This window comes from Pseudomonas sp. GW822-FHT04C11, assembly GCF_058800905.1.
Genome location: NZ_JBXAMS010000017.1, coordinates 86,530 through 110,940 on the forward strand (window position 1 = coordinate 86,530; position 24,411 = coordinate 110,940).

Sequence of the window (24,411 nt, forward strand, 5' to 3'; positions counted from 1 at the left end):
CCATGCCTGACCGGATCAAACCGGTAGCGGGCGGGTGACTGGCGTGGCGCTGGCGCTTGGCTGGCTCGGTATGCGAGTCAGGCGAAGTGCATTGAGTACCACGGTCAGCGAACTGATCGACATGCCGACTGCGGCCCATACCGGAGTGATCCAGCCGAGGGCGGCGAACGGCAACATGAAGCCATTGTACAGCCCGGCCCACAACAGGTTCTCGATGATTACCCGACGTGTACGCCGGGCCAGGCTGAAGGCTTGCACCAAGGCGTCGAGACGATTGGACAACAGCACCGCGTCGGCGCTGGTTTTCGCCAGGTCGGTGGCCGAGCCCATGGCCACGCTGATGTCGGCGGCGGCCAGTACCGGCACGTCGTTGACCCCGTCGCCGAGCATCAACACCTTGCGGCCCTGCTGGTGCAACTGCTTGAGCACCTGCAGCTTGTCATCCGGGCGCAAGCCGCCGCGGAACTCGTCGATACCCAACTCGGCGGCGACACTGGCAACCATCGGCGAGCTGTCGCCGGACAGCAGCAACGTGCGCCAGCCGCGTGCTTTACATGCCGCGAGCAGCGCCGGTGCGTCGTTGCGCAGGCGGTCGTCGAGCACGAACCAGGCCAGCGCACCATGGCTGTCGCCAAGCAACAGCCATTGACCGGCTTCATCCGGGATTGCCGGCACAGCGCAGCCGCTGAGTTCGCAGACAAATGCCGGTTGACCGATGCGCAGGCGCTGTTCGCCGACCCGGCCCTCAAGGCCCAGTCCTGGAGTGCTGAGGACTTCTTCGGCGGCCAGCGGCGCTCGGCCAAAGGCGCGGGCGATCGGGTGTTCAGAACGGTTCTCCAGGGCGGCAGCGAGGCCCAGGCACTGATCGCTGTCAAGCGCGCCCAGTGCTCGAATGGAACGCAAGGCCAGGCGACCTTCGGTGAGCGTGCCGGTTTTGTCGAAAATCACCGTATCGATTTGATTCAGGCCTTCCAGCACGTGGCCGCGGGTCAGCAGCAGGCCGAGTTTGTGCAAGGTGCCGGTGGCGGCGGTGAGTGCGGTCGGCGTGGCCAGCGATAGCGCACAAGGGCAGGTCGCGACCAGCATCGCCAGCACGATCCAGAAGGCACGGGATGCATCCAGCTCCCACCAGAGCAAACCGATGGCAGCAGCGGCAATCAGTGACAACAGCAAGAACCACTGCGCAGCGCGGTCGGCAATTTCTGCCAGTCGCGGCTTCTCGGCCTGGGCGCGATCGAGCAGGCGGACGATGGCCGAGAGGCGAGTGTCCTGACCCAGCGCGAGCACTTCGACGGTCAGTGCGCCCTCGACATTCAGGGTGCCGGCCGTCACCGCATCGCCGAGCGTCCGGGGTTGCGGCAGGTACTCACCGGTCAGCAGCGACTCATCGATGCTCGACTGGCCATCGAGGATTTTTCCGTCGGCCGGGAGGATGGCACCGGGGTGCACCAATACCTGGTCACCGAGACGCAACTCGCTGAGCAGGATGCGCTCGCTCTGGCCGTCCGCACTCAGGCGCAGGCACGATGCGGGCAGCAGGTTCACCAATTGCGCGGTGGCGGCGGCGGTGCGTTCACGGGCGCGGCGCTCCAGATAGCGGCCCGCCAATAGAAACAGCGCAAACATCCCGACCGCGTCGAAATACAGCTCGCCGACGCCAGTGATCGAGGTCCAGATCCCGGCGAGGTAGGCGCCGCCGATGGCCAGCGACACGGAAACGTCCATGGTCAGGTGGCGGGTGCGCAGGTCGCGCATTGCACCTTTGAAAAACGGCGCGCAGCTGTAGAACACAATCGGCGTGGTCAGGAACAGAGCGACCCAGCGCAGGATGGTGTGCAGCTCGGGGCTGAGGTCGATATTGAATTCCGGCCAGGTGGCCATGGTCGCCATCATTGCCTGGAACCACAGCAAGCCGGCGACGCCCAGTTGGCGCAGGGCCAGGCGATTTTCGCTGGCCAGTTGTTCGCTGGCGCGGTCGGCCTGGTAGGGGTGGGCGGCATAACCGATGTGACGCAGTTCGCTAAGCAGCTGGCTCAACGGTAACTGGCTGTCGGCCCAGCGCACGTGCAGGCGATGGTTGGACAGGTTCAGGCGCGCCTCGGCCACGGCCGGCAGGCTGCGCAGGTGTTTCTCGATCAGCCAGCCGCAGGCCGCGCAGCTGATACCTTCCATCAGCAAGGTGGTTTCAGCGAGCTCGCCGTCGTGGCGAACAAACGGTTGTTGCACGTCGGCGCGGTCATACAGCGCCAGTTCGTCCACCAGTTGCACCGGCAAGGCTTCAGGGTTGGCCGAAGCCTCGCTGCGATGGCTGTAATAGTGCTCCAGCCCGCCCGCGACAATCGCCTCGGCCACGGCCTGGCAACCCGGACAGCAGAGCTCGCGGGTTTCGCCGAGGATGACGGCGGTAAACCGGCTGCCGGAGGGAACGGGCAGGGCGCAGTGGTAGCAGGGGAGCGGAGTGGTCATGTTTGTTGCCATGAGAACTATTGTGGCGAGGGAGCTTGCTCCCGTCGGTCGGTCCGCGTTCGGGCGAAGCAGTCGTCAAACTGCGCCCGCGATAGGCCTGAACGAACCGGTCTGCAGGGTTCGGGGGCGCTTCGCGCCCCAGCGGGAGCAAGCTCCCTCGCCACAGAGCACAGGTGTTACTGCTTCAGATCTTCCGCGCCTTGCAGCGGTTCGTCACCGAGCAGCAAATGCTTGTCGTGGCCAATCTGTTCTTCTTCGAACAGGCGCCACACGTGATCGTCCTGGCTGCCCAGCAGCTCGACGAAGCGCCGGCCTTCGATCTTGTCGGTCAACTGGCCGATATAACGACCCGGTTCGGCCGCGCTGCGGGTCAGGGTGATCTTGCGATCTTTATCCGGCTGGGTCGGCGAGATCAGGTTCAGTTCGAGGGTCGCTGGCGTGCTGTTGCCGGTCAGGCGTACGTCGACTTCACCGGTCACCTCATCCAGATGCACGTTGGCGCGCAACAGCAGGGTCTGGGCCAGCAACTCGCGGTCCAGCGAACGGTTGATGCCTTTGCCCGCCTCGTAGTAATTGTCGTTGACCAGGTTGTCCGGGTTTTTCACGGCAATGGTCACCATGGACAAGGTCAGGGTCACCGAACAGGTCAGAATCCCGATGATGATCCATGGCCAGAGGTGCTTGTACCAAGGGCTGGTGGCAGTTGCTGCGGGCATGATGACTTCTCTCAACGGATTTGTGGGCCGATGAATCGGCTCTTGGCTTCAACGTGGACGCTGTTGTCGTCGGCATCCTTGAGGGTGAATTTCACCTCGTTGGTGCTCGACGGCAGTTGTTCCGGTGCACTCGACAGCTCGACCGGCATGCTGAAGATTTCGCCAGCAGCCACCTTGATCTCGCGCTTGCCTTGCAACTTGAGATCCGGCAGTCCTGAGGCTTCCAGCACGTAAGTGTGGTCGCGCTGGTCCTTGTTCATGACTTTGAGGCTATAGACGTTCTCGATCCGGCCTTCGGCGTTCTCGCGGTACAGCACACGGTCCTTGCTGACATCGAAGCCGACCAGCGAGCGCATGAAGAACGCGGTGATCAGCAAGCTGATCATGGCCAGCAACACCAGCGCGTAGCCGATCAGGCGCGGACGCAGTTTATGGGTTTTTTGCCCGGACAGGTTGTGCTCGGTGGTGTAGCTGATCAGCCCGCGCGGGTAGTCCATTTTGTCCATGATGCTGTCGCAGGCATCGATGCAGGCGGCACAGCCAATGCACTCGATCTGCAAGCCGTCACGGATGTCGATGCCGGTCGGGCACACCTGAACGCACATGGTGCAGTCGATGCAGTCGCCCAGGCCCTGAGCCTTGTAGTCGATGCCTTTTTTGCGCGGACCACGGGCTTCGCCGCGGCGCGGGTCGTAGGAGACGATCAGCGTGTCCTTGTCGAACATCACGCTCTGGAAGCGCGCGTAAGGGCACATGTAGATGCACACCTGTTCGCGCAACCAGCCGGCGTTGCCGTAAGTGGCGAGGGTGAAGAAGCCGACCCAGAAATACGACCAGCCATCAGCCTGGCCGGTGAAGAAGTCGATCGTCAGTTCACGAATCGGTGAAAAGTAGCCGACAAAGGTCATGCCGGTGACAAAACCGATCAACAACCACATCGTGTGTTTGCTGAGTTTGCGCAAGAACTTGTTGGCGCTCATTGGCGCCTTGTCGAGCTTGATGCGCTGGTTGCGGTCGCCTTCGGTGACCTTCTCGCACCACATGAAAATCCAGGTCCAGACACTTTGCGGGCAGGTATAGCCGCACCAGATGCGTCCGGCATACACGGTAATGAAGAACAGGCCGAAGGCGCTGATGATCAACAGGCCGGACAGCAGGATGAAATCCTGCGGCCAGAAGGTCGCACCAAAGATGAAGAATTTGCGCTCTGGCAGGTTCCACCAGACCGCCTGGTGACCGCCCCAATTGAGCCAGACCGTGCCGAAATACAGCAGGAACAACGCGGCGCCGCCCGCCATCCGCAAATTGCGGAACAGGCCGGTGAAGGCGCGGGTGTAGATTTTTTCCCGAGAGGCGTAGAGATCGACGCTGTTATTTGCGTTCTTGGCAGGCGGGGTGACGTCGTGTACCGGAATCTGGTTGCTCATCATTGCATCCCACGGCAGTGGAAAAATGCCTCGGTCAGTACGTGCCGACCGCGGTCAAAAAGGGTGTTGCAGTGGCGTAATGATACGCCTGTCGCTCTAGCTCAAGGGTGCGACCTTTGGTCGCGTTGGTGGAAATTCGTAGATGGTGTAGCAAATGTAACAAATCGTGATGCAGATCAATTGACTTGTTGAGTATAGCTATCCGTCCGCCCAGGGTTACTACCGCGCGCCTGCAAGGGGCGTACCGAGTCCGATTCCCTCATCCTCCTCCTTCCACTGTCTGACATTCATTTGCGCTGGACTATATAGAACATTTTTTAGTGAGTGTTTTGAAGTGTGCGAGTGTCTGTGGATGTTGGAAATATCTGCTGTTGATCTGCAGAGGTCGGTAGTTTGTTAATTATCAAGGGGCGATATATTTTGCAGTTGCCGCTATGGAGTGGCTGTTAACTATCGATGGAAATGGACTTCTATGACTTTATATAAAGAGCGTGTGTGGCTGGTGTGCCTTGCACTGGCGTCGGTTATCCCTGTGGTCTATGGCGCCTCGGCGGCAGAGACGCCGCGCCATATGGTGTTTGTATCGGATTCGCAATACCCCTGGACTGATCTCACGGATGATAATCTTCCGGATCCCAACAAGGAGGCGCGCTCAAAAGAGCTGATAGAGTTGCAGTACTCCGATATTTCAAGTTTCAGGAAGTTGAATGGCGGCGCATCCCGCATGCCGGTGATGATTAACGGTGATATCACAGCCTTTGGTCATGGTGGCGAACGATCATACATGAAGTCGGTTTTCGAGAATAAACTGGAGGGGCTATATGATTTCGGGCTGGGTAATCATGACTATGCCAATAACGTGGACGACTGTTTCCTGAATAGCTGTGCGGCTGGCAGTGTCAACGACCTCAAGGATCGCTACTGGGGAAAAGTCGAATCCATGGATCTGGCGGCAAGAAGTTCGGGCGTGGGGACGATCTTTTATGGCAGCCTCGCTTACTCGAAAAATATCGGTGATGTGCACATGGTTCAATTGAATAATGAACCGACCTATACCGTCAGTTTTACCTCCGGCAATCCACTTGTTCCGACAACGTTTGAAATTACCCCTGCGCTTGACTGGCTGGAGCGGGATTTAAAGAGGGCGAGAGAGGAGGGCAAAATCATTATTCTGAATATGCACAAGGTTTATCAGTGGGACGGCAACGACGAGCAGATTTCGAGATTCAAACAGATCGTCGAGAAATACAAGGTAACGGCGGTCTTTGGTGGGCATGATCACTGGGGCGCGGGGACTTACTTTGATTGGGGCAAGTCACAGTACTTTGGTGATGTACCGGTCTTTCTAAGCGGCTCTGCCTCCCAACAAACTTATCTGATTGCCAGTTTTACCGCTGATCGGCAGTCGCTGGCGGTCAGCGTTGTTCGCAACAGTAACTGGCCAAGCCGAAAGCTCGATCAGGTCATCCCGGTCTTGAAGTAGGCAAATGAATGACGGAAATGAAAACGGCCCCGCCAGATCACTGGCGGGGCCGTTTTTTAGTGCGATCACGCGTTTGCCTTACTCGGCGTCAGCAGCTTTCTCACCGTGAGACAGGCTGTAGACGTAAGCGGCCAGCAGGTGAACCTTATCGTTGCCTTGCAGCTGTTCTTGCGCAGGCATCTGGCCCTGACGGCCGTAACGGATGGTCTGCTGCAGTTGAGCAAAGCTCGAACCGTAGATGAACGCGGCCGGGTGGGTCAGGTTAGGTGCGCCCATGGCTGGGGTGCCTTTACCTTCCGGACCGTGGCAAGCCACGCAATTGGCAGCGAAAATCTTCTGGCCGGCAACCGGATCGGCCTTGGCGCCTTCCGGCAGCTTGCGGCCATCGAGGTTGGTCAGCACGAACGCGGCAACGTCGCTGACGCCTTGCTCGCCGATCACTTCACCCCAAGCCGGCATCATCGCGTGACGGCCGCCCATGATGGTGGTCTTGATGGTTTGTGGCTCGCCGCCCCAACGCCAGTCTTCGTCGGTCAGGTTAGGAAAGCCGTAAGCGCCTTTGGCGTCGGAGCCATGGCAAACCGAGCAGTTGGAGGCGAACAGGCGGCCACCCATCTTCAGGGCTTGTGGGTCCTTGGCAACTTCTTCAATTGGCATGGCTGCGAATTTGGCGAAGATCGGACCGAACTTGGCGTCCGACTTGGCCATTTCCTTTTCCCACTCGTGAACGCCGGTCCAGCCGGACTGGCCGTTGGCGAACGCGGTCTGCTTCTCGTTGTCGAGGTAGCCGTAACCTGGCAGCAGGCCTTTCCAGTTGCCCAGGCCCGGGTACAGCACCAGGTAGCCGAGGGCGAAGATGATGGTGCCGACAAACAGCATGAACCACCATTTCGGCAGCGGGTTGTCGTACTCCTCGATCCCGTCGAAGGCGTGGCCAACCGTCTCATCCGTCTGCTCGGCGCGCTGGCCCTTGCGGGTCGACAGCAGCAGCCAAGTCAGGGCGAAAATGGTACCCAGACTGAGGACTGTGACGTACAGACTCCAGAACGTAGTCATTCTTTGTTACTCCTAGAAGCTTGCTCGACGTGCTTGATGGCTTCGGGATCATCCGCGAAAGGCAGCAAGGTCGCGTCTTCAAACTCCGATTTGCGCTTGGGGCTGAACACCCACAGCGCCAGACCGATAAAGGCAACCATCACGACAACGGTGCCCAGGCCACGAATCATCCCGATATCCATCCAGATCACCGTTTGCTTTTGATGATGGTGCCCAGGCCTTGCAGATAGGCCACCAGCGCGTCCATTTCGGTTTTGCCCTTCACGGCATCTTTTGCACCGGCGATGTCTTCGTCGGTGTAAGGAACGCCGAGGGTGCGCAAGACTTCCATTTTCTTCGCGGTGTCCTTGCCGTCGAGCTTGTTTTCCACGAGGAACGGGTAAGCCGGCATTTTCGACTCTGGCACCACGTTGCGCGGGTTGTACAAGTGCGCACGCTGCCAGTCATCGGAGTAACGACCGCCAACGCGGGCCAGGTCCGGACCGGTACGCTTGGAGCCCCACAGGAACGGGTGGTCCCAGACGCTTTCACCGGCTACCGAGTAGTGGCCATAACGTTCGGTTTCAGCACGGAACGGACGGATCATCTGCGAGTGGCAGCCGACACAACCGTTGGCGATGAAAATGTCACGGCCTTCAAGTTCCAGTGCCGGGCGTGGCTTCATGCCTTCAACCGGCTTGTTGGTCACGTCCTGAAAAAACAACGGGACGATCTGGGTCAGGCCGCCGATGCTGACGGCGATGACCATGAAGAAGGCCAGCAGGCCAATATTCTTCTCGACTGCTTCATGCTTCATCAGTGAGCTCCAACGACAGCGATCTGAGCGGCGGCTTCAGCATCTTCCGGATTCGAGGCGCGTACGGTGCGGAACACGTTGTACGCCATGAACAGCATGCCGCTGGCAAAGAACGCACCGCCAAGGGCGCGAACGATGAAACCAGGGTGGCTGGCTTGCAGGGCTTCAACGAAGGAGTAGGTGAGGGTGCCGTCATCGTTGATTGCACGCCACATCAGGCCCTGGGTGATGCCGTTGACCCACATCGAAGCGATGTAGAGCACGGTGCCGATGGTCGCGAGCCAGAAGTGCGTGTTGATCAGGCCGATGCTGTGCATCTGCGCACGACCGAAGATTTTCGGGATCATGTGGTACAGCGCACCGATCGAAATCATCGCTACCCAGCCCAAGGCACCGGCGTGTACGTGGCCGATGGTCCAGTCAGTGTAGTGAGACAGCGAGTTGACAGTCTTGATGGCCATCATCGGGCCTTCGAAGGTCGACATGCCGTAGAACGCCAGGGACACGACCAAAAAGCGCAGGATCGGGTCGGTGCGCAGCTTATGCCAGGCGCCCGACAGGGTCATCATGCCGTTGATCATGCCGCCCCAGCTTGGCGCCAGCAGGATGATCGACATCGCCATGCCCAGCGACTGAGCCCAGTCCGGCAGTGCGGTGTAGTGCAGGTGGTGCGGGCCAGCCCAGATGTACAGGGTGATCAGTGCCCAGAAGTGCACGATCGACAGGCGATACGAGTAGATCGGACGCTCGGCCTGTTTCGGCACGAAGTAGTACATCATCCCCAGGAAGCCGGTGGTCAGGAAGAAACCTACCGCGTTGTGGCCGTACCACCACTGGATCATGGCATCAGTCGCACCGGCGTACGCCGAATAGGACTTGAAGAAGCTGACCGGCAAGGACGCGTGGTTGACGATGTGCAGCATCGCCGTCACGACGATGAAGGCACCGTAGAACCAGTTGCCGACGTAGATGTGCTTGGTTTTGCGCTTGACGATGGTGCCGAAGAACACCAGGCCGTAGGTGACCCAGACGATAGCCAGCAGGATAGCCAGGGGCCATTCCAGTTCCGCGTATTCCTTGGTGGTGGTGTAACCCAGCGGCAAGGTAACGATCGCGCCGACGATCACCGCTTGCCAACCCCAGAAGTGGAAGGCGGCGAGGCTGTCGGAAATCAGTCGCGTTTGGCAGGTTCGCTGCACGACGTAATAGGAAGTGGCAAACAGTGCACAACCACCGAAGGCGAAAATCACCAGGTTGGTGTGCAACGGGCGTAGGCGTCCAAACGTCGTCCACGGCAGGCCGAAATTCAACTCCGGCCAGACCAGTTGTGAGGCGATGAAGACACCGAGCCCCATGCCAAGGATCCCCCAGACCACCGTCATGATGGCGAACTGGCGGACTACCTTATAGTTATAAGCAGTCGGACTGATTGCTGTGCTCATTCTAAGGTTCCACGGTTTAGGTGTTTTATTAGGGATAAAAATCGGTCGCAAGTATGGAGAAAGCGGGGGGTCATTGCAACGCGCCATGACCTGCGTCAATGCTTTCAAAAGCTGATTCTGCGGCCTTTCCATGCTCCGCGTAGGGACAAAATTGCCCATGGACAAAATGTCTCGGCGGACCAAAAAGGCGAGGGGGTCGGGTCAGGTGTAACTGGGTGTGTTCAAACGAGGCGGGCAGGTGACAGACGGCAATTTGCGCGACAGCCGGTATCTACCAGCCTTTGCGGCCTGTCATCGAACAGATTCGTCGAACGCATCGTGTACGGTTGACCTTTGACCGGCTGTTGCCAGTCCGCTTCGAAGCAAGCGTAGACGCGAATCCACCGAACCGAAAGGCAGACCAATTGAGGGGTGCGACAATGCGTCGCAAAGGAGCAGGGAACTGCCGCATTCGGGTGAATGCAGCAGTTGGGCAGTGAAGATTTATTCGGTTTTGCTTTCAGCCTGCAAACGCTCGGCGTTCGGGCTGTGAGACAAGCTGTACACATACGCGGCCAGCAGTTGCACCTTGTCGTTGCCGAGCAGTTCGTGCTGCGCCGGCATCTGACCCTGGCGACCATGGCGGATGGTCTGTTGCAGTTGCGTCAGGCTGGTGCCGTAGATGAAACCTGCCGGTTGCGTCAGGTTTGGCGCCCCCATCAGTTCCGTGCCCTGGCCGTTTGCACCGTGACAGGCTACGCAAGTGGTGCTGAACGTTTGCTGTCCGGCTTGCAGGTCAGCACCGCTGTCGGTTGGCAGTGGCAGGCCGGCGAGCTCGTGACGGACATACGCCGCGACGTTTTTCACGCCGGTTTCGCCCAGCACTTTACCCCAGGCCGGCATGGCGGCCATGCGTCCGCCCATGATCGTGGTCTTGATGGTTTCGGCACTGCCGCCCCAACGCCAGATGTTGTCGGCGAGGTTGGGGAAGCCGAAAGCGCCCTTGGCATCCGAGCCGTGGCAGACCGCGCAGTTGGAGGCAAACAGGCGTCCGCCCATTTTCAGCGCTTGTGGATCCTTGGCGACCTCTTCCACGGGCATGGCCGAGAATTTGGCGTAGATCGGCCCGAACTTGGCGTCGGCCTTGGCCATCTCCCGGTCCCATTCCTTGGTCTGGGTCCAGCCGTCCTGATAGCCGGGTAGTACGCCTTTCCAGTTGCCCAGGCCCGGATAAAGGATCAGGTAGCCGACGGCAAACACCAGGGTCCCGGCGAACAGCATGAACCACCACTGCGGCAGCGGATTGTCGTACTCCTCGATGCCGTCGAAGCTGTGGCCCATGGTCTGGTCGACGCTGCCCTTGGTTTCGCCCTTGCGGGTGCCGATCAGCAGCCACGTCAGGCCGATCAGGCTGCCAATGGTCAGTACGCAGATCCACGTACTCCAGAAGGTGGTCATGGCCGGGTACTCCTTGTTGTTGCTGTTTCTTGGCTGGTGGTGTCGTCGGGTTGCGGTTCGTCGGCAAAAGGCAGCAGACGCGCTTCGGCGAAATCCGGGCTGCGTTTGCCGTTGAACACCCACAGCGCCAGTCCGACAAACGCTACGAAGACGACGACGGTGCCCAGGCCGCGGATCATTCCGCTACTTAATTCAAAGAACATGGCCATGGCTCACCTCTTGCTCTTGATCGCAGTGCCGAGCACTTGCAGGTAGGCGACGAGCGCGTCCATTTCGGTCTTGCCCTTGAGCGTTTCGACGCTGCCTGCAATGTCTTCGTCGGTGTACGGAACGCCGAGGGTACGCATGGTCCGCAACTTGGTTTCGGTGTGGCTGCTGTCCAGCGCGTTGGCCACCAGCCATGGGTAGGCGGGCATCTTCGACTCGGGCACCACGTTGCGCGGGTTGTACAAGTGCGCGCGGTGCCAGTCTTCCGAGTAGCGACCGCCGACCCGGGCCAGGTCCGGGCCGGTGCGCTTGGAGCCCCACAGGAACGGGTGATCCCAGACGCTTTCACCGGCTACCGAGTAGTGGCCGTAGCGCTCGGTCTCGGCGCGGAACGGGCGAATCATCTGCGAGTGGCATTGCACGCAACCTTCGCGGATGTAGATGTCGCGACCTTCAAGCTGCAGCGCGGTGTAAGGCTTCATGCCTTCGACCGGCTTGTTGGTGACGTCCTGGAAGAACAGCGGGACGATCTGGGTCAGACCGCCGATGCTCACCGCGAAGACCATCAGCAGCAACAGCAGGCCGACGTTTTTCTCAATCGTTTCGTGTTTCATGGCGGACTCCTCAGGCCATCTGCGCCGCGGCGGCGACTTCGGCTGGCTGTGCGGCACGCACGGTGCGCCAGGTGTTGTAAGCCATCAGCAGCATGCCGCTGAAGAAGATCGCGCCGCCCACCAGTCGCACGACGTAGCCTGGGTGGCTGGCCACCAGGGTTTCGACGAAGGAGTAGGTCAGCGTGCCGTCTTCGTTGACCGCGCGCCACATCAGGCCCTGGGCGATGCCGTTGACCCACATCGAGGCGATGTAGAGCACGGTGCCGATGGTGGCGAGCCAGAAGTGCGCGTTGATCAGGCCGAGGCTGTGCATCTGCGTGCGGCCGAAGACTTTCGGGATCATGTGGTACAGCGCGCCGATCGAAATCATTGCCACCCAGCCGAGTGCGCCGGCATGTACGTGGCCGATGGTCCAGTCGGTGTAGTGGGAGAGGGCGTTGACCGTCTTGATCGCCATCATCGGCCCTTCGAAGGTCGACATGCCGTAGAACGCCAGGGACACCACGAGGAAACGCAGGATCGGGTCGCTGCGTAACTTATGCCAGGCGCCCGAGAGGGTCATCATGCCGTTGATCATCCCGCCCCAGCTCGGTGCCAGCAGGATCAGCGACATCACCATGCCCAGCGACTGCGCCCAGTCCGGCAGCGCGGTGTAGTGCAAGTGGTGCGGGCCGGCCCAGATGTACAGGGTGATCAGTGCCCAGAAGTGCACGATCGACAGGCGATACGAGTACACCGGGCGTTCGGCCTGTTTCGGCACGAAGTAATACATCATCCCGAGGAAACCGGCGGTGAGGAAAAAACCTACCGCGTTGTGCCCGTACCACCACTGCACCATGGCATCCGTCGCACCGCCGTAGGCCGAGTAGGACTTGGTCCAGCTCACCGGCAGGGAGGCGTGGTTGACGATATGCAGGATGGCCACGGTGATGATGAACGCACCGAAGAACCAGTTGCCGACATAGATGTGCTTGGTCTTGCGCTTCATCAGTGTGCCGAAGAACACGACGCCGTAGGCGACCCAGACGATGGCGATCAAAATGGCGATCGGCCATTCCAGCTCGGCGTATTCCTTGGAAGTGGTGTAGCCCAGCGGCAGGCTGATGGCGGCCAGGACAATGACCAACTGCCAGCCCCAGAAGCAGAATGCGGCGATTTTCGGCGCGAACAGCTGCGTCTGGCAGGTACGTTGCACCGAATAGAAGGAGGCTGCGAACAGGGCGCAGCCGCCGAACGCGAAGATCACCGCGTTGGTGTGCAGCGGGCGCAAACGGCCGAAGCTGGTCCAGGGCAAATTGAAGTTGAGTTCAGGCCAGACCAATTGAGCCGCGAGAAAAACCCCGAGCCCCATGCCGACGATGCCCCACACCACCGTCATAATGGCGAATTGGCGGACCACCTTGTAGTTATAGGCGGTACTTAAAGAAGTGTTCATGGTTCCCCATCCACGGTTCAGCCGAAGTGAAAGCGTCCGCGCGAGGCGATGACGCTCCCTTCGCCTGGAGTTATAGGCAGATTAAAAGCGAGGCAAGCATGGACAAACAGCACAAGGCCAGTATTGACGGGGATCAATGGGCGCAGTGCGTGCAGGATCGCGGATGGCTGTGGGACGCCGCCTCGGTGCCGGCATCGGCGACGCTGATTCTCGCCCATGGCGCCGGCGCACCGATGGACAGTGACTGGATGAGCGACATCGCCGCACGCCTTGCCGGGCTTGGCGTCAACGTGTTGCGTTTCGAGTTTCCGTACATGGCGCAACGGCGCATCGACGGTGGCAAGCGTCCACCGAATCCGACGCCCAAATTGCTCGAATGCTGGCGTGATGTGTATGCCGTGGTGCGACGCCATGTCGCTGGGCGTCTGGCCATTGGCGGCAAGTCCATGGGCGGGCGCATGGCCAGTTTGCTGGCCGATGAGCTGGGCGCGGATGCGCTGGTGTGTCTGGGATATCCGTTTTACGCGGTGGGCAAACCGGAGAAGCCGCGAGTCGAGCATCTGGCCGGGCTCAAAGCCCCGACGCTGATTGTGCAGGGTGAGCGGGATGCGTTGGGGAATCGTGAGGCGGTCGAGGGTTATACGTTAGCGCCGAGTATTGAGGTGCTTTGGCTGGTGGCTGGCGATCATGATTTGAAGCCGTTGAAGGCTTCGGGCTTTACTCATGAACAGCATTTGGCGGCTGCGGCCAGCAAGGTTGCAGCATTTCTCCTGTGAGTTTTTGTGGTGGCAGTCAGGGCCTCATCGCGGGTAAGCCTTGCTCCTGCAGGTTTTAGGGTTGCCTGATGATTTGGGCACGATACATACCTGTAGGAGCAAGGCTTGCCCGCGATGGCTGCGCCATAGTCGACATCGTCTTTGCATTGGCAATAAAAAACCCGGAAGCATCACCTCCCGGGTTTTTGTATTTGCCAGCAACGATCAGCGGTTAAACCGCTCTACCAACGAATACTGGGTATTCGCGGTTTTGGTCAGCTCTTCACTCAGTAACGCCGAGTTCTGTGCCTGTTCCGAGGTCTGGTCGGCCAGTTGCGCAATGGTGCTGATGTTGCGGCTGATCTCTTCGGCTACTGCACTTTGCTCTTCGGTCGCGGCAGCGATTTGGGTGGTCATGTCGGTGATGTTGGCCACCGCTTCGCTGATACCCACCAGAGCCTGATCGGCTTCCAGAACCCGCGCCACGCCTTCCTCAGCCTGACGGTGACCGGCTTCCATGGTTTGCACCGCGGTGCTGGCGGTCTGCTGGAGCTTGGCGATCAGGGTGTGAATCTGCCCGGTCGATTCACTGGTGCGTTGCGCCAGTTGCCTTACTTCGTCGGCAACCACCGCAAAACCACGGCCCATCTCACCGGCACGAGCCGCTTCGATGGCGGCGTTCAAGGCCAGCAGGTTGGTCTGGTCGGCAATGCCTTTGATCACGTCGACCACGCCGCCGATTTCGTCGCTGTCCTTGGCCAGTTGGGTCACGGTCAGGCCGGTTTCGCCGACCACCACCGACAGGCGCTGGATCGCGTCACGGGTTTCACCGGCGATGTCACGGCCACGACCGGTCAGGCGATTGGCTTCCTGGGTCGCGTCAGCGGTGCGTTGCACGTGGCTGGCGACTTCCTGGGTGGTGGCGGCCATCTGGTTGACGGCGGTCGCCACTTGCTCGGTCTCGACGCGCTGACGTTCCAGGCCGGTCGAGCTTTTGTGCGCCAGGGTGTCGGACTGTCGAGCTTGCTCGTTCAGGTGCTCGGCGGTGTCTTGCAGGCGAGTCAGGCAGGTTTTCAGACGCGCTTCCTGACTGAGGATCGACATTTCCAGGCGCGCTTGAGCGCCGCGGCTGTCGGTGTACATCTGCGCAATCAGCGGGTCGGATGTGGTCTGCTCGGCCAGGCGCAGCAAGCGCTTGAGGCCTCGCTGTTGCCAGCTCAAGCCCAGCAGGCCAAGCGGCACGGACAGGCCGGCGGCCAGCGCAAAACCCCACTGCGAGTTGAGTGTGGCGCCGATCATGAAGCTCAGCTGGCTGACCAGAATGAACGGCAACCAGTCCTGTAGCACCGGCAGCCACTTGTCTGTTTGAGGAATCGCCGACTTGCCCTGATTGATGCGTTGGTAGAGTGCTTCGGCGCGGCGGATCTGCTCGGCGCTGGGCTTGACCCGCACCGACTCGTAACCGACCACCTGATTGCCGTCGAATACCGGTGTGACATAGGCGTTAACCCAGTAGTGGTCACCGGTCTTGCAGCGATTCTTGACAATGCCCATCCATGGCAAGCCTTGTTTCAGTGTGCCCCACATGTGCGCGAAGACCGCAGGTGGAACGTCGGGGTGACGGACCAGGTTGTGCGGTGCACGGATCAGCTCTTCACGAGAAAACCCGCTGATTTCGACGAAAGCATCGTTGCAGTAGGTGATCACGCCTTTGGCATCGGTCGTGGAAATCAACCGTTGCTGAGCCGGAAAGGTCCGTTCGCGTTGTGTAATGGGCTGGTTATTACGCATGGCTTTTTCAATCCGCAAGGCTTTGACAGGGTGTCGGCAGTACCAGGCATAAATTGAAATTATTTTTCAATATTCAGCGCTGGCGCACATTCCTTGACCTTCAACCCGCCAGCATCGGGTAGGTAAAGAGGCCAAAGTGCAGCAGATTCAAGCCAAAGTGCGTGGCGATGGCGGCCCCCAGCCCACCGAAACGGTACGCCAGCCCATAACCGAACCCGGCAAGGCTCGCCAGCAGTACCCATTGCCAGCCAGCGCCGAGGTGCGCCAGACCGAACAACACTGTGGCGCCAAGCAGGGCGAGGTGTTCGCCGTAGCGCAGGTTCTTCAGACAGCGACTCAAACCGCCCTGGATGTAACCGCGAAACAGCGCCTCCTCGACCAGCGTCACCAACAGCAGGTTGTTCAGCACCCAGAGCCAGGCTTTATCGGGCCACTTCGGTGCCCAACTGATCATACCCAGCAGCAGCGCACCACCAAGAGCGGCCAGCGCGCTCAAGGTCAGTGCCGCGGCGGTGGCATACAGTGAAAGACGCAGGGAGCGGCGACCGACAATCCACGGGCACACCAGCAACAGCCAGAAACCAATCAGTGGTTTGTCCAGATTCAGGTACATGGAAAACGGCACGGCATCCGCGCTGAAGCGTTCCGGGCCGATACCGCGACCGTTGTAGAAACCGGGAAGCCAGTGCATGGCCAGCGCTACCGCGAGGAAAACGAACAGGCCGTGACCCAGGACGCGGCCGACCTGGATCTGTGGTTGGCGAACGGCAAAGCCGGCAAACGCTAACAACCCGACGGAAATGGCCGCCAGCCAGCCGAGGTGACTGTAGATCAGGGCCAGTGCGTAGCCGATGGAGAGGAGTGCCAGATAGAGCCATGGCAGAGCAATCATGTGAAATCCTTGTGTCTGAGATTCTGCGAGCCACCTCGCTCCCACAGGAAGCGGTGCGATTAAAGGGACGTTCGCGACTCAAACAAAAACACCGTCCGAAGACGGTGTTTTTGTCAGTGCGACATTATGAAGCAATCAACTGCCGCAACACATAATGCAGGATCCCTCCCGCCTTGAAGTATTCCACTTCGTTCAACGTGTCGATCCGGCACAACACGTCCACCTTCTCGCTGCTGCCGTCCTCGCGGGTGATCACCAGCGTCAGGTTCATGCGCGGTGTCAGCTCGACGCCCGTCAACCCTTGAATGTCGAGTGTCTCCCTGCCGGTCAGGTTCAGGCTCTTGCGGTTCTGGTCGAGCTTGAATTGCAGCGGTAGTACGCCCATGCCCACCAGGTTGGAACGGTGAATCCGTTCGAAGCTCTCGGCAATCACCGCTTTGACGCCCAACAGGTTGGTACCCTTGGCCGCCCAGTCACGGCTAGAACCGGTGCCGTATTCCTGACCCGCAATCACCACCAGCGGGGTGCCCGCCGCTTGATAACGCATGGCGGCATCGTAGATCGCCAGTTTCTCCCCGGTCGGAATGTAGAGCGTATTGCCGCCTTCTTCGCCGCCAAGCATTTCGTTGCGAATGCGGATGTTGGCAAACGTGCCGCGCATCATCACTTCATGGTTGCCGCGACGTGAGCCATAAGAGTTGAAGTCTCGCGGTTCCACACCTTGTTCACGCAGGTAACGTCCGGCCGGGCTGTCGGCCTTGATGTTGCCGGCGGGGGAGATGTGGTCGGTGGTCACTGAATCGCCGAGCAGCGCCAGTATGCGTGCACCGCTGATGTCCTGAATCACCGGCAGGGGGCCGGAAATGTCATCGAAGAACGGCGGATGCTGGATGTAGGTGGAATCCTTCTGCCAGACGTAGGTCGCCGCTTGCGGGACTTCGATGGCTTGCCACTGCGCGTCTCCGGCAAACACCTCGGCGTATTCCTTATGGAACATCGCGGTGTCGACCTGCGCCACGGCGTCGGCGATTTCCTTGCTGCTCGGCCAGATGTCCCGCAGGTACACCGGTTTGCCATCCTTGCCTTCACCTAGCGGCTCGCTGCTGATGTCCATGCGCACGCTGCCGGCCAAGGCATACGCGACGACCAGCGGCGGGGAGGCCAGCCAGTTGGTTTTCACCAGAGGGTGCACGCGACCTTCGAAGTTGCGGTTGCCGGACAGCACCGAGGCGACGGCCAGGTCGGAGCTCTGGATGGCTTTTTCAATCGGTTCCAGCAACGGCCCGGAGTTACCGATACAGGTGGTGCAGCCGTAGCCGACCAGTGAAAAGCCCAATTCATCGAGGTATTGGGTCAGGCCGGCGGCCTTGTAGTAGTCGGTAACCACTTTGGAGCCCGGCGCCAGAGAACTCTTCACCCACGGTTTGCGCTTGAGGCCTTTCTCCACGGCTTTCTTGGCCACCAGCCCGGCCGCCATCATCACACTCGGGTTGGAGGTGTTGGTGCACGAGGTGATGGCGGCAATCACCACGGCACCGTTTTTCAGCCGATACGTCTGGCCCTCGTACTCGTAGTCCGCTTCGCTCACAAGATCGGCATTGCCGACCGCGACGCCACCGCCACCTTCGCTTTCGAGGCGGCCTTCTTCCTTGCTGGTGGGGCGGGCAGGCTTGACTTGCAGGCCGAGGAAGTCAGTGAACGCCTGGGCGACATTTGGCAGCGACACCCGGTCTTGCGGGCGTTTGGGGCCGGCGAGGCTGGCTTCGACGCTGCTCATGTCCAGCGCCAGGCTGTCTGTGAACACCGGCTCCTGGCCGGGCAGACGCCACAGGCCCTGGGTTTTGCAGTAGGCCTCGACCAGTTTGACCACGGCGCTGGGCCGACCGGACAGGCGCAGGTACTCCAGCGTCACTTCGTCCACCGGGAAAAAGCCGCAGGTGGCGCCGTATTCCGGGGCCATGTTGGCGATGGTTGCGCGATCCGCCAGCGGCAACTCGGCGAGGCCATCACCGTAAAATTCGACGAATTTGCCGACCACGCCTTTCTTGCGCAGCATCTGGGTGACGGTCAGCACCAGGTCGGTGGCGGTGATGCCTTCCTTGAGCTTGCCGGTGAGTTTGAAACCGATCACTTCCGGGATCAGCATCGACACCGGTTGGCCGAGCATCGCCGCTTCCGCTTCGATGCCGCCAACGCCCCAGCCGAGTACGCCGAGGCCGTTGATCATGGTCGTGTGGGAATCGGTGCCCACCAGCGTATCGGGGAAGGCATAGGTGCGGTCGTCTTCATCCTTGGTCCACACCGTGCGGCCAAGGTATTCCAGGTTGACCTGGTGACAGATGCCCGTGCCCGGCGGCACCACGCTGAAGTTGTCGAAGGCGCTCTGGCCCCAGCGCAGAAAGGCGTAACGCTCGCCATTACGCTGCATTTCGATGTCAACGTTCTGGGTGAAGGCCGTGCTGCTGGCGAATTTGTCGACCATCACCGAGTGGTCGATCACCAGGTCCACCGGCGACAGCGGATTGATTCGCTGCGGATCGCCACCGGCCTTGGCCATGGCGGCGCGCATGGCCGCGAGGTCGACCACCGCCGGTACACCGGTGAAATCCTGCATCAACACGCGTGCGGGGCGGTACTGGATTTCCCGATCGCTGCGCCGTTCTTTGAGCCAGGCGGCGAGGGCCTTGAGGTCGGCGCCGGTGACGGTTTTTTCGTCCTCCCAGCGCAGCAGGTTTTCCAGAAGCACTTTGAGCGACATCGGCAGCTTGTCGAGATCGCCCAAGGACTTTGCGGCTTCCGGCAAGCTGAAATAATGGTAGGTCTTGTCGTCTATTTTCAGCGTTTTAAGGGTCTTCAGACTATCGAGGGACGGCATTGAAATGACTCCTTTGGGTCCGCACGGCTACGGACTGGCGGGACAGACAGAGTTCTTAACCTAGCCCTGTTTGGACATTAAGGCTAATAACCGGACGCTATGGACAAGTCCGGCGTTGCGAACTCGGCTATCATGCGCCGGTTTTCGTGACAGGCTTTGCTTCAACGCAAGTCTGGGCATCGCGCAGTGGTTGAATGTCTCGCCATCTGCCCAGGAGTAAGAATGAACACCCTCTTTATGCATTGCCGGCCGGGCTTCGAAGGCGAAGTCTGTTCCGAGATTTCCGAACACGCCGCGCGGCTGAACGTGGCCGGTTATGCCAAGGCCAAAGCCGCCAGCGCCTGCGCCGAGTTTGTCTGCACCGAAGAAGATGGCGCCGAGCGCCTGATGCGCGGCCAGCGTTTCGCCGAGCTGATTTTTCCGCGCCAATGGGCGCGCGGGATCTTCATCGATCTGCCGGAAACCGACCGCATCAGCGTGATCCTCGCCCATCTGGCGAGCTTCCCGACGTGCGGCAGCCTGTGGCTGGAAGTGGTCGATACCAACGACGGCAAAGAGCTGTCGAACTTCTGCAAGAAATTCGAAGGTCCGCTGCGCAAGGCGCTGACCGGTGCCGGCAAGCTGGTGGAAGACGCCAACAAGCCGCGTTTGCTGCTGACCTTCAAAAGCGGCCGTGAAGTGTTCGTCGGCCTGGCCGAAGCCAACAACTCGGCGATGTGGCCGATGGGCATTCCGCGCCTGAAGTTCCCGCGTGAAGCGCCGAGCCGTTCGACCCTGAAGCTGGAAGAGGCGTGGCACCACTTTATCCCGCGTGATCAGTGGGACGAGCGTCTGCACAGCGACATGACCGGTGTCGACCTTGGCGCCGCGCCGGGCGGCTGGACCTGGCAACTGGTCAATCGCGGCATGCTGGTGACGGCGATCGATAACGGTCCGATGGCTGAAAGCCTGATGGACACCGGGCTGGTTCAGCACTTGATGGCGGACGGTTTTACCTTCAAGCCCAAGCAACCGGTGGACTGGATGGTCTGCGACATCGTCGAGAAGCCGGCGCGCAACGCGGCGATGCTGGAAGAGTGGATCGGCGAGGGGCATTGCCGCGAGGCGGTGGTTAACCTGAAGCTGCCGATGAAGCAACGTTATGCCGAAGTGAAGCGCTTGCTTGAGCGCATTGCAGAAGGCTTCAAGGCGCGTGGCATTCGGGTCGATATCGGCTGCAAACAGCTGTACCACGACCGCGAAGAAGTGACCTGCCATTTGCGCCGGCATGACGTAAAGAAACCGAAAACCCGCTGATTTCTATCCGCGGGGGTTTGTGTGGCGAGGGAGCTTGCTCCCGCTGGGCTGCGAAGCAGCCCTGAAACCAGCGCCCCAGTAGCAACAGGCACGAACACCGGGTGCACAGGTTTTACGACGGCTTCGCCGCCGAGCGGGAGCAAGCTCCCTCGCCACAGTTACGCGTTGTACGATCTGTTAAGTGAGCCGACATTGCGCGACAATGCCGGCCAGTTTCAGGAGTGAGTCATGAGTGAAATGATTGATACGCCGGTAGACGGCACCCTCGACGCCACCGGCCTCAATTGCCCGGAGCCGGTGATGATGCTGCACCAGCACGTGCGCGACCTGCCAGCTGGCGGCCTGCTGAAGGTGATCGCCACCGACCCGTCGACCCGTCGCGATATCCCGAAGTTCTGCGTGTTTCTTGGCCATGAGCTGGTCGAGCAACAGGAAGATGCCGGGACCTATCTGTACTGGATTCGCAAGAAGTCCGATTAACGGACCCGAAAAAAAGGCCTGCGTTTGCAGGCCTTCTTTTTACCGTCGCTTAACTCGCTGCCCGACTGATGCGGATTCGCTTGCGCGCACTGCGCGTCAGGCGGATCGAGAGCATCAGCGCCGCGCAGCTCAGGCCTGCAATCAGACCTTCCCACAGCCCGCTCGGGCCGCTGGCCGGGCCGAACCAGTCGGTCAACCCCAACACGTATCCCACCGGCAGGCCGATCCCCCAATAGGCGAACAACGTCAGGATCATGGTCGCCCGGGTGTCCTGATAACCGCGCAGGGCGCCGGCGCAGATCACTTGGATCGCATCGGAAAACTGGTACAGCGCGGCATAGACGATCAGCATCGAGGCGATCTGGATGACAGTCTGGTCGGCGGTGTAAATCGAGGCGATGGGTTCGCGCAGAAGCAGAATCAGGCTCGCCGAGAATGCGGCAAACACCAGCGCCGCACCCAGGCCGACCTTCGCCGCGAAGCTCGCCTGATACGGGTTCCCGGCCCCTAGTGCCTGACCCACCCGTACGGTGACTGCCATCCCCAGGGAATAAGGAATCATGAACAGCAGCGAGCTGATGTTCAGGGCGATCTGGTGCCCGGCCACGACGGTCGATCCGAGGCTGCCGATCAGCAGGGCGATGACCGCAAAGATGCTGGACTCGGCAAATACCGCGATACCGATCGGCAGGCCGATGCCGACCAAGCGTTTGATCACCGCCCACTGCGGACGATCGAAACGCACCAACACACGCGTGGGGGCATAGAAGGGCGCCCAGCGGGTCCAACCGGCCATGCTCAGCGCCATGAACCACATGACGATGCCGCTGGCCCAGCCGCAACCGACGCCGCCGAGGGCCGGCAGGCCGAAATGGCCATAGATCAGCGCGTAGTTCACTGGAATGTTCAGTAATAAACCACCCACGCCAATGACCATGCTTGGACGGGTGCGGCCCATGGCATCGCTGTAACAGCGCAGTACGTAGTAGAAGGCAATGCCGGGAAAACCGAAGGCGATACCGTGCAAGTAGCCCATGCTCGGCTCAATCAACTGCGGGTCGACTTTCATCCAGTGCAGGATCGGCTCGGCGCTAAGCAGCAGGCCACTGCCTGTCAGTCCGACACAGAGTGCCAGCCACAAGGCCTGGCGTGCCAGAGGCGCAATTTCGTCGTGCTGCTTTGCGCCGAAGCGTTGGGCGATCTTGGGAGTGGTGGCCAGCAGAACCCCGGTCATCAGCAGATAGATCGGAATCCAGATCGAATTACCCAGTGCGACCGCAGCCAAGTCCCGTGGGCTGACTCTGCCCGCCATCACTGCATCGACGAAACCCATGGCGGTGGTTGCCAGTTGCGCGATCATGATCGGCAGCGCCAGGCCAAGCAGGTTTTTAAGCTCCAGGCGAACCCGGGCCGGGCGGTTGAGGGGAGTAGCGGCGAGGCTGTCAGTTACGGAATTCACAGGCGAAGCGTCCAGAGAGGATTGATGCGCGGGGCGGCGCATTCTACGCGTTGACGCCGCAGTCAGGAAAAATCCTGTGTTAGGGATTTGTAATCGGTTGCCGGACGTTTCGACATCCCAGTGGCGAGGGAGCTTGCTCCCGCTGGGGCGCGAAGCGGCCCTAAAAATGGGACTGCTACGCAGTCCAGCGGGAGCAAGCTCCCTCGCCACAAGTAGTGCATTGCCTGCTGGCTCATCACCTTCATCTACGCCTACACTGCCGATCCGCCAAAGGAGCCTGCCATGCTGATTGTTGCCGACGAAAATATCCCGCTGCTCGATGCGTTCTTTGAAGGTTTCGGTGAAATACGCCGCGTACCGGGACGCTCCATCGACCGTGCCACTGTCGAACAGGCCGATGTGCTACTGGTGCGCTCGGTGACCAACGTCGACCGCGACTTGCTCGAAGGCAGCAACGTGCGGTTTGTCGGCACCTGCACTATTGGTACGGATCACCTGGATCTGGATTACTTCCAGCAGGCCGGCATCACCTGGTCCAGCGCGCCGGGTTGCAATGCCCGAGGCGTGGTCGACTACGTGTTGGGCAGCCTGCTGACCCTGGCCGAAATCGAAGGTGTCGAGCTGGCCGAGCGCACTTACGGGGTGGTTGGTGCCGGTGAAGTCGGTGGTCGGCTGGTCAAGGTCCTGCAAGGTCTGGGCTGGAAGGTGCTGGTCTGCGATCCGCCGCGTCAGGCGGCCGAAGGCGGCGAATTCGTTAGCCTGGAGCAGATCATCGGGCAATGCGACGTTATCAGTTTGCACACTCCGTTGAGCAACAACGCCGAGCATTCGACCTGGCACCTGTTTGACCAAAGCCGCTTGAACCAGCTCAAGCCTGGCGCCTGGCTGATCAATGCCAGCCGAGGTCCGGTGGTGGACAACACTGCGCTGCGTGAAGTGTTGCTCGCGCGCGAAGACCTGCAAGCGGTGCTGGACGTGTGGGAAGGCGAGCCGAGCGTCGATATCGGCTTGGCCGAGTTGTGTGTGATCGCCACCCCGCATATCGCCGGTTACAGCCTCGACGGCAAGCAGCGCGGGACCGCGCAGATCTATCAGGCGTTTTGCCAGTTCCTCGGGCAGCCGGCCCAGGTCTCCCTTGATGAATTGTTGCCGGCACCGTGGCTGGCGCAAGTCCACTTGAACGCCAGCTGTGATCCGGCCTGGGCCTTGGCGATGGTCTGCCGTGGCGTGTACGACCCGCGTCGTGATGACGCGGATTTCCGCCGTAGCCTGGTGGTCAGCGGTGCCGAACAGCGCACAGCGTTTGACTTGCTGCGCAAGCATTACCCTGAACGGCGTGAGATTGACGGGCTGAAGGTACGCATTGAGGGCGAGTCACCGGCGTTGCGGCAAATAGTGGCGGCGCTGGGGGCAATGGCTGTCTAGGACCGAGTCGACCTCATCGCGAGCAGGCCTTGCTCCTACAGATCAGCGCGAACTGTAGGAGCAAGGCTTGCCCGCGATGGCGCGCGCAGCGCCCCCAAAAATAAGCAATAAAAAACCCGGCTATCAGAGCCGGGTCGGAAGACGTAAGGCTACGTATCAATCTTGCTTGGCAGGCTTGACCAACCGTTGTTCCAGTTCGCGACACGCACTCTGGATCATATCTTCAGTGATCGGTACTTCGCGCCCTTGAGCGTCAATGATGGAGCATCCCAGAGACTGGTCTGGCCGGGTGCGGATCACTTGAATCTTGTCATCGCTGCTGTTTTGCAAGGACATGGCCTGTCTCCTCATCAGGTTGT

21 protein-coding genes are annotated in these 24,411 nt (G+C 60.3%); 5 read left to right on the forward strand and 16 right to left on the reverse strand.

Going from position 1 to position 24,411, the window contains the following annotated elements; translation table 11 throughout:
* Window positions 1–15: 15 nt before the first annotated feature.
* From AC1RJ3_RS23880 to ccoG, 3 genes are all read right to left on the reverse strand, one after another.
* Window positions 16–2,466: a heavy metal translocating P-type ATPase gene (locus AC1RJ3_RS23880; RefSeq protein ID WP_493080852.1), complete on the reverse strand. Its 2,451-nt coding sequence runs from the start codon at window positions 2,464–2,466 to the stop codon at window positions 16–18.
* A 176-nt stretch (window positions 2,467–2,642) separates the two neighbouring features.
* On the reverse strand, window positions 2,643–3,182 hold the full coding sequence (locus AC1RJ3_RS23885; protein WP_054593213.1) for a FixH family protein: 540 nt from the start codon (window positions 3,180–3,182) through the stop codon (window positions 2,643–2,645).
* Between the two features lie 11 nt (window positions 3,183–3,193).
* Window positions 3,194–4,609, reverse strand: a complete 1,416-nt coding sequence (gene ccoG / locus AC1RJ3_RS23890) for a cytochrome c oxidase accessory protein CcoG (RefSeq protein ID WP_103315347.1) — start codon at window positions 4,607–4,609, stop codon at window positions 3,194–3,196.
* A 472-nt stretch (window positions 4,610–5,081) separates the two neighbouring features.
* Here ccoG and AC1RJ3_RS23895 point away from each other — a divergent pair, with 472 nt between their 5' ends.
* A complete protein-coding gene (locus AC1RJ3_RS23895) occupies window positions 5,082–6,092 on the forward strand; it encodes a metallophosphoesterase family protein (RefSeq protein ID WP_493080854.1) in 1,011 nt (336 codons plus the stop codon).
* Window positions 6,093–6,170: 78 nt separating this feature from the next.
* Here AC1RJ3_RS23895 and ccoP (AC1RJ3_RS23900) read toward each other — a convergent pair whose 3' ends face one another.
* The 8 genes from ccoP (AC1RJ3_RS23900) to ccoN (AC1RJ3_RS23935) all read right to left on the reverse strand — a co-directional run bounded on the left by ccoP (AC1RJ3_RS23900) (window position 6,171) and on the right by ccoN (AC1RJ3_RS23935) (window position 13,079).
* Window positions 6,171–7,148: a cytochrome-c oxidase, cbb3-type subunit III gene (ccoP, locus tag AC1RJ3_RS23900; protein WP_054593210.1), complete on the reverse strand. Its 978-nt coding sequence runs from the start codon at window positions 7,146–7,148 to the stop codon at window positions 6,171–6,173.
* The gene (locus AC1RJ3_RS23905) at window positions 7,145–7,330 is read right to left on the reverse strand and encodes a CcoQ/FixQ family Cbb3-type cytochrome c oxidase assembly chaperone (RefSeq protein WP_003175465.1); all 186 of its coding nucleotides are present in this window, start codon (window positions 7,328–7,330) and stop codon (window positions 7,145–7,147) included. Before AC1RJ3_RS23905 ends, ccoP (AC1RJ3_RS23900) begins: the two co-directional genes overlap by 4 nt.
* Before the next feature lie 5 nt (window positions 7,331–7,335).
* Window positions 7,336–7,944, reverse strand: a complete 609-nt coding sequence (gene ccoO / locus AC1RJ3_RS23910; protein ID WP_054593209.1) for a cytochrome-c oxidase, cbb3-type subunit II — start codon at window positions 7,942–7,944, stop codon at window positions 7,336–7,338.
* Window positions 7,944–9,386, reverse strand: coding sequence for a cytochrome-c oxidase, cbb3-type subunit I (gene ccoN, locus AC1RJ3_RS23915; protein WP_054593208.1), 1,443 nt, complete (start codon window positions 9,384–9,386; stop codon window positions 7,944–7,946). Before ccoN (AC1RJ3_RS23915) ends, ccoO (AC1RJ3_RS23910) begins: the two co-directional genes overlap by 1 nt.
* 483 nt (window positions 9,387–9,869) lie before the next feature.
* Entirely contained in the window at window positions 9,870–10,823 is a 954-nt protein-coding gene (gene ccoP, locus AC1RJ3_RS23920; RefSeq protein WP_493080857.1) for a cytochrome-c oxidase, cbb3-type subunit III, read from the reverse strand.
* Window positions 10,820–11,026, reverse strand: coding sequence for a cbb3-type cytochrome oxidase subunit 3 (locus AC1RJ3_RS23925; RefSeq protein WP_103315423.1), 207 nt, complete (start codon window positions 11,024–11,026; stop codon window positions 10,820–10,822). The genes ccoP (AC1RJ3_RS23920) and AC1RJ3_RS23925 overlap by 4 nt, the downstream gene beginning before the upstream one ends.
* A gap of 9 nt (window positions 11,027–11,035) precedes the next feature.
* On the reverse strand, window positions 11,036–11,644 hold the full coding sequence (gene ccoO, locus AC1RJ3_RS23930; protein WP_493080859.1) for a cytochrome-c oxidase, cbb3-type subunit II: 609 nt from the start codon (window positions 11,642–11,644) through the stop codon (window positions 11,036–11,038).
* A 10-nt stretch (window positions 11,645–11,654) separates the two neighbouring features.
* Window positions 11,655–13,079, reverse strand: a complete 1,425-nt coding sequence (gene ccoN / locus AC1RJ3_RS23935) for a cytochrome-c oxidase, cbb3-type subunit I (protein WP_054593205.1) — start codon at window positions 13,077–13,079, stop codon at window positions 11,655–11,657.
* A 98-nt stretch (window positions 13,080–13,177) separates the two neighbouring features.
* On the opposite strand from ccoN (AC1RJ3_RS23935), the gene AC1RJ3_RS23940 reads away from it, so the two are divergent.
* Window positions 13,178–13,855: an alpha/beta family hydrolase gene (locus AC1RJ3_RS23940; RefSeq protein WP_347929446.1), complete on the forward strand. Its 678-nt coding sequence runs from the start codon at window positions 13,178–13,180 to the stop codon at window positions 13,853–13,855.
* A 204-nt stretch (window positions 13,856–14,059) separates the two neighbouring features.
* Here the strand turns inward: AC1RJ3_RS23940 and AC1RJ3_RS23945 are convergent, their stop codons facing one another.
* The 3 genes from AC1RJ3_RS23945 to acnA form a co-directional block, all read right to left on the reverse strand.
* Window positions 14,060–15,625, reverse strand: a complete 1,566-nt coding sequence (locus AC1RJ3_RS23945; protein ID WP_054593203.1) for a methyl-accepting chemotaxis protein — start codon at window positions 15,623–15,625, stop codon at window positions 14,060–14,062.
* 100 nt (window positions 15,626–15,725) lie between these two features.
* Complete coding sequence (locus tag AC1RJ3_RS23950; protein WP_054593202.1) at window positions 15,726–16,517, reverse strand: CPBP family intramembrane glutamic endopeptidase; 792 nt, start codon at window positions 16,515–16,517, stop codon at window positions 15,726–15,728.
* 124 nt (window positions 16,518–16,641) lie between these two features.
* A complete protein-coding gene (acnA, locus tag AC1RJ3_RS23955; protein ID WP_493080862.1) occupies window positions 16,642–19,392 on the reverse strand; it encodes an aconitate hydratase AcnA in 2,751 nt (916 codons plus the stop codon).
* A gap of 222 nt (window positions 19,393–19,614) precedes the next feature.
* Here acnA and rlmM point away from each other — a divergent pair, with 222 nt between their 5' ends.
* Window positions 19,615–20,688 (forward strand): 23S rRNA (cytidine(2498)-2'-O)-methyltransferase RlmM, encoded by a 1,074-nt coding sequence (rlmM, locus tag AC1RJ3_RS23960; protein ID WP_347929447.1) that lies wholly within the window; start codon window positions 19,615–19,617, stop codon window positions 20,686–20,688.
* A 228-nt stretch (window positions 20,689–20,916) separates the two neighbouring features.
* Window positions 20,917–21,168 (forward strand): sulfurtransferase TusA, encoded by a 252-nt coding sequence (tusA, locus tag AC1RJ3_RS23965; protein ID WP_054593199.1) that lies wholly within the window; start codon window positions 20,917–20,919, stop codon window positions 21,166–21,168.
* A 49-nt stretch (window positions 21,169–21,217) separates the two neighbouring features.
* Here tusA and AC1RJ3_RS23970 read toward each other — a convergent pair whose 3' ends face one another.
* A complete protein-coding gene (locus AC1RJ3_RS23970) occupies window positions 21,218–22,627 on the reverse strand; it encodes an MATE family efflux transporter (protein ID WP_493080865.1) in 1,410 nt (469 codons plus the stop codon).
* A gap of 282 nt (window positions 22,628–22,909) precedes the next feature.
* Here AC1RJ3_RS23970 and pdxB point away from each other — a divergent pair, with 282 nt between their 5' ends.
* The gene (pdxB, locus tag AC1RJ3_RS23975) at window positions 22,910–24,052 is read left to right on the forward strand and encodes a 4-phosphoerythronate dehydrogenase PdxB (RefSeq protein WP_493080867.1); all 1,143 of its coding nucleotides are present in this window, start codon (window positions 22,910–22,912) and stop codon (window positions 24,050–24,052) included.
* 156 nt (window positions 24,053–24,208) lie between these two features.
* On the opposite strand, the gene AC1RJ3_RS23980 is transcribed toward pdxB, so the two are convergent.
* A complete protein-coding gene (locus tag AC1RJ3_RS23980; RefSeq protein WP_019689567.1) occupies window positions 24,209–24,388 on the reverse strand; it encodes a PA1571 family protein in 180 nt (59 codons plus the stop codon).
* Between the last annotated feature and the right edge of the window lie 23 nt (window positions 24,389–24,411).

Excerpts from the sequence above, each read along its gene's own strand:
- pdxB (WP_493080867.1), top strand. The coding sequence starts at position 22,910 with ATGCTGATTGTTGCCGACGAAAATATCCCGCTGCTCGATGCGTTCTTT.
- AC1RJ3_RS23885 (WP_054593213.1), bottom strand. The coding sequence starts at position 3,182 with ATGCCCGCAGCAACTGCCACCAGCCCTTGGTACAAGCACCTCTGGCCA.
- AC1RJ3_RS23980 (WP_019689567.1), bottom strand. The coding sequence starts at position 24,388 with ATGTCCTTGCAAAACAGCAGCGATGACAAGATTCAAGTGATCCGCACC.
- AC1RJ3_RS23895 (WP_493080854.1), top strand. The coding sequence starts at position 5,082 with ATGACTTTATATAAAGAGCGTGTGTGGCTGGTGTGCCTTGCACTGGCG.
- tusA (WP_054593199.1), top strand. The coding sequence starts at position 20,917 with ATGAGTGAAATGATTGATACGCCGGTAGACGGCACCCTCGACGCCACC.
- AC1RJ3_RS23925 (WP_103315423.1), bottom strand. The coding sequence starts at position 11,026 with ATGTTCTTTGAATTAAGTAGCGGAATGATCCGCGGCCTGGGCACCGTC.
- acnA (WP_493080862.1), bottom strand. The coding sequence starts at position 19,392 with ATGCCGTCCCTCGATAGTCTGAAGACCCTTAAAACGCTGAAAATAGAC.
- ccoO (WP_493080859.1), bottom strand. The coding sequence starts at position 11,644 with ATGAAACACGAAACGATTGAGAAAAACGTCGGCCTGCTGTTGCTGCTG.
- ccoG (WP_103315347.1), bottom strand. The coding sequence starts at position 4,609 with ATGAGCAACCAGATTCCGGTACACGACGTCACCCCGCCTGCCAAGAAC.
- ccoO (WP_054593209.1), bottom strand. The coding sequence starts at position 7,944 with ATGAAGCATGAAGCAGTCGAGAAGAATATTGGCCTGCTGGCCTTCTTC.
- ccoN (WP_054593208.1), bottom strand. The coding sequence starts at position 9,386 with ATGAGCACAGCAATCAGTCCGACTGCTTATAACTATAAGGTAGTCCGC.
- AC1RJ3_RS23940 (WP_347929446.1), top strand. The coding sequence starts at position 13,178 with ATGGACAAACAGCACAAGGCCAGTATTGACGGGGATCAATGGGCGCAG.
- AC1RJ3_RS23880 (WP_493080852.1), bottom strand. The coding sequence starts at position 2,466 with ATGACCACTCCGCTCCCCTGCTACCACTGCGCCCTGCCCGTTCCCTCC.
- AC1RJ3_RS23950 (WP_054593202.1), bottom strand. The coding sequence starts at position 16,517 with ATGATTGCTCTGCCATGGCTCTATCTGGCACTCCTCTCCATCGGCTAC.
- ccoP (WP_054593210.1), bottom strand. The coding sequence starts at position 7,148 with ATGACTACGTTCTGGAGTCTGTACGTCACAGTCCTCAGTCTGGGTACC.
- AC1RJ3_RS23905 (WP_003175465.1), bottom strand. The coding sequence starts at position 7,330 with ATGGATATCGGGATGATTCGTGGCCTGGGCACCGTTGTCGTGATGGTT.
- ccoP (WP_493080857.1), bottom strand. The coding sequence starts at position 10,823 with ATGACCACCTTCTGGAGTACGTGGATCTGCGTACTGACCATTGGCAGC.
- AC1RJ3_RS23945 (WP_054593203.1), bottom strand. The coding sequence starts at position 15,625 with ATGCGTAATAACCAGCCCATTACACAACGCGAACGGACCTTTCCGGCT.
- rlmM (WP_347929447.1), top strand. The coding sequence starts at position 19,615 with ATGAACACCCTCTTTATGCATTGCCGGCCGGGCTTCGAAGGCGAAGTC.
- ccoN (WP_054593205.1), bottom strand. The coding sequence starts at position 13,079 with ATGAACACTTCTTTAAGTACCGCCTATAACTACAAGGTGGTCCGCCAA.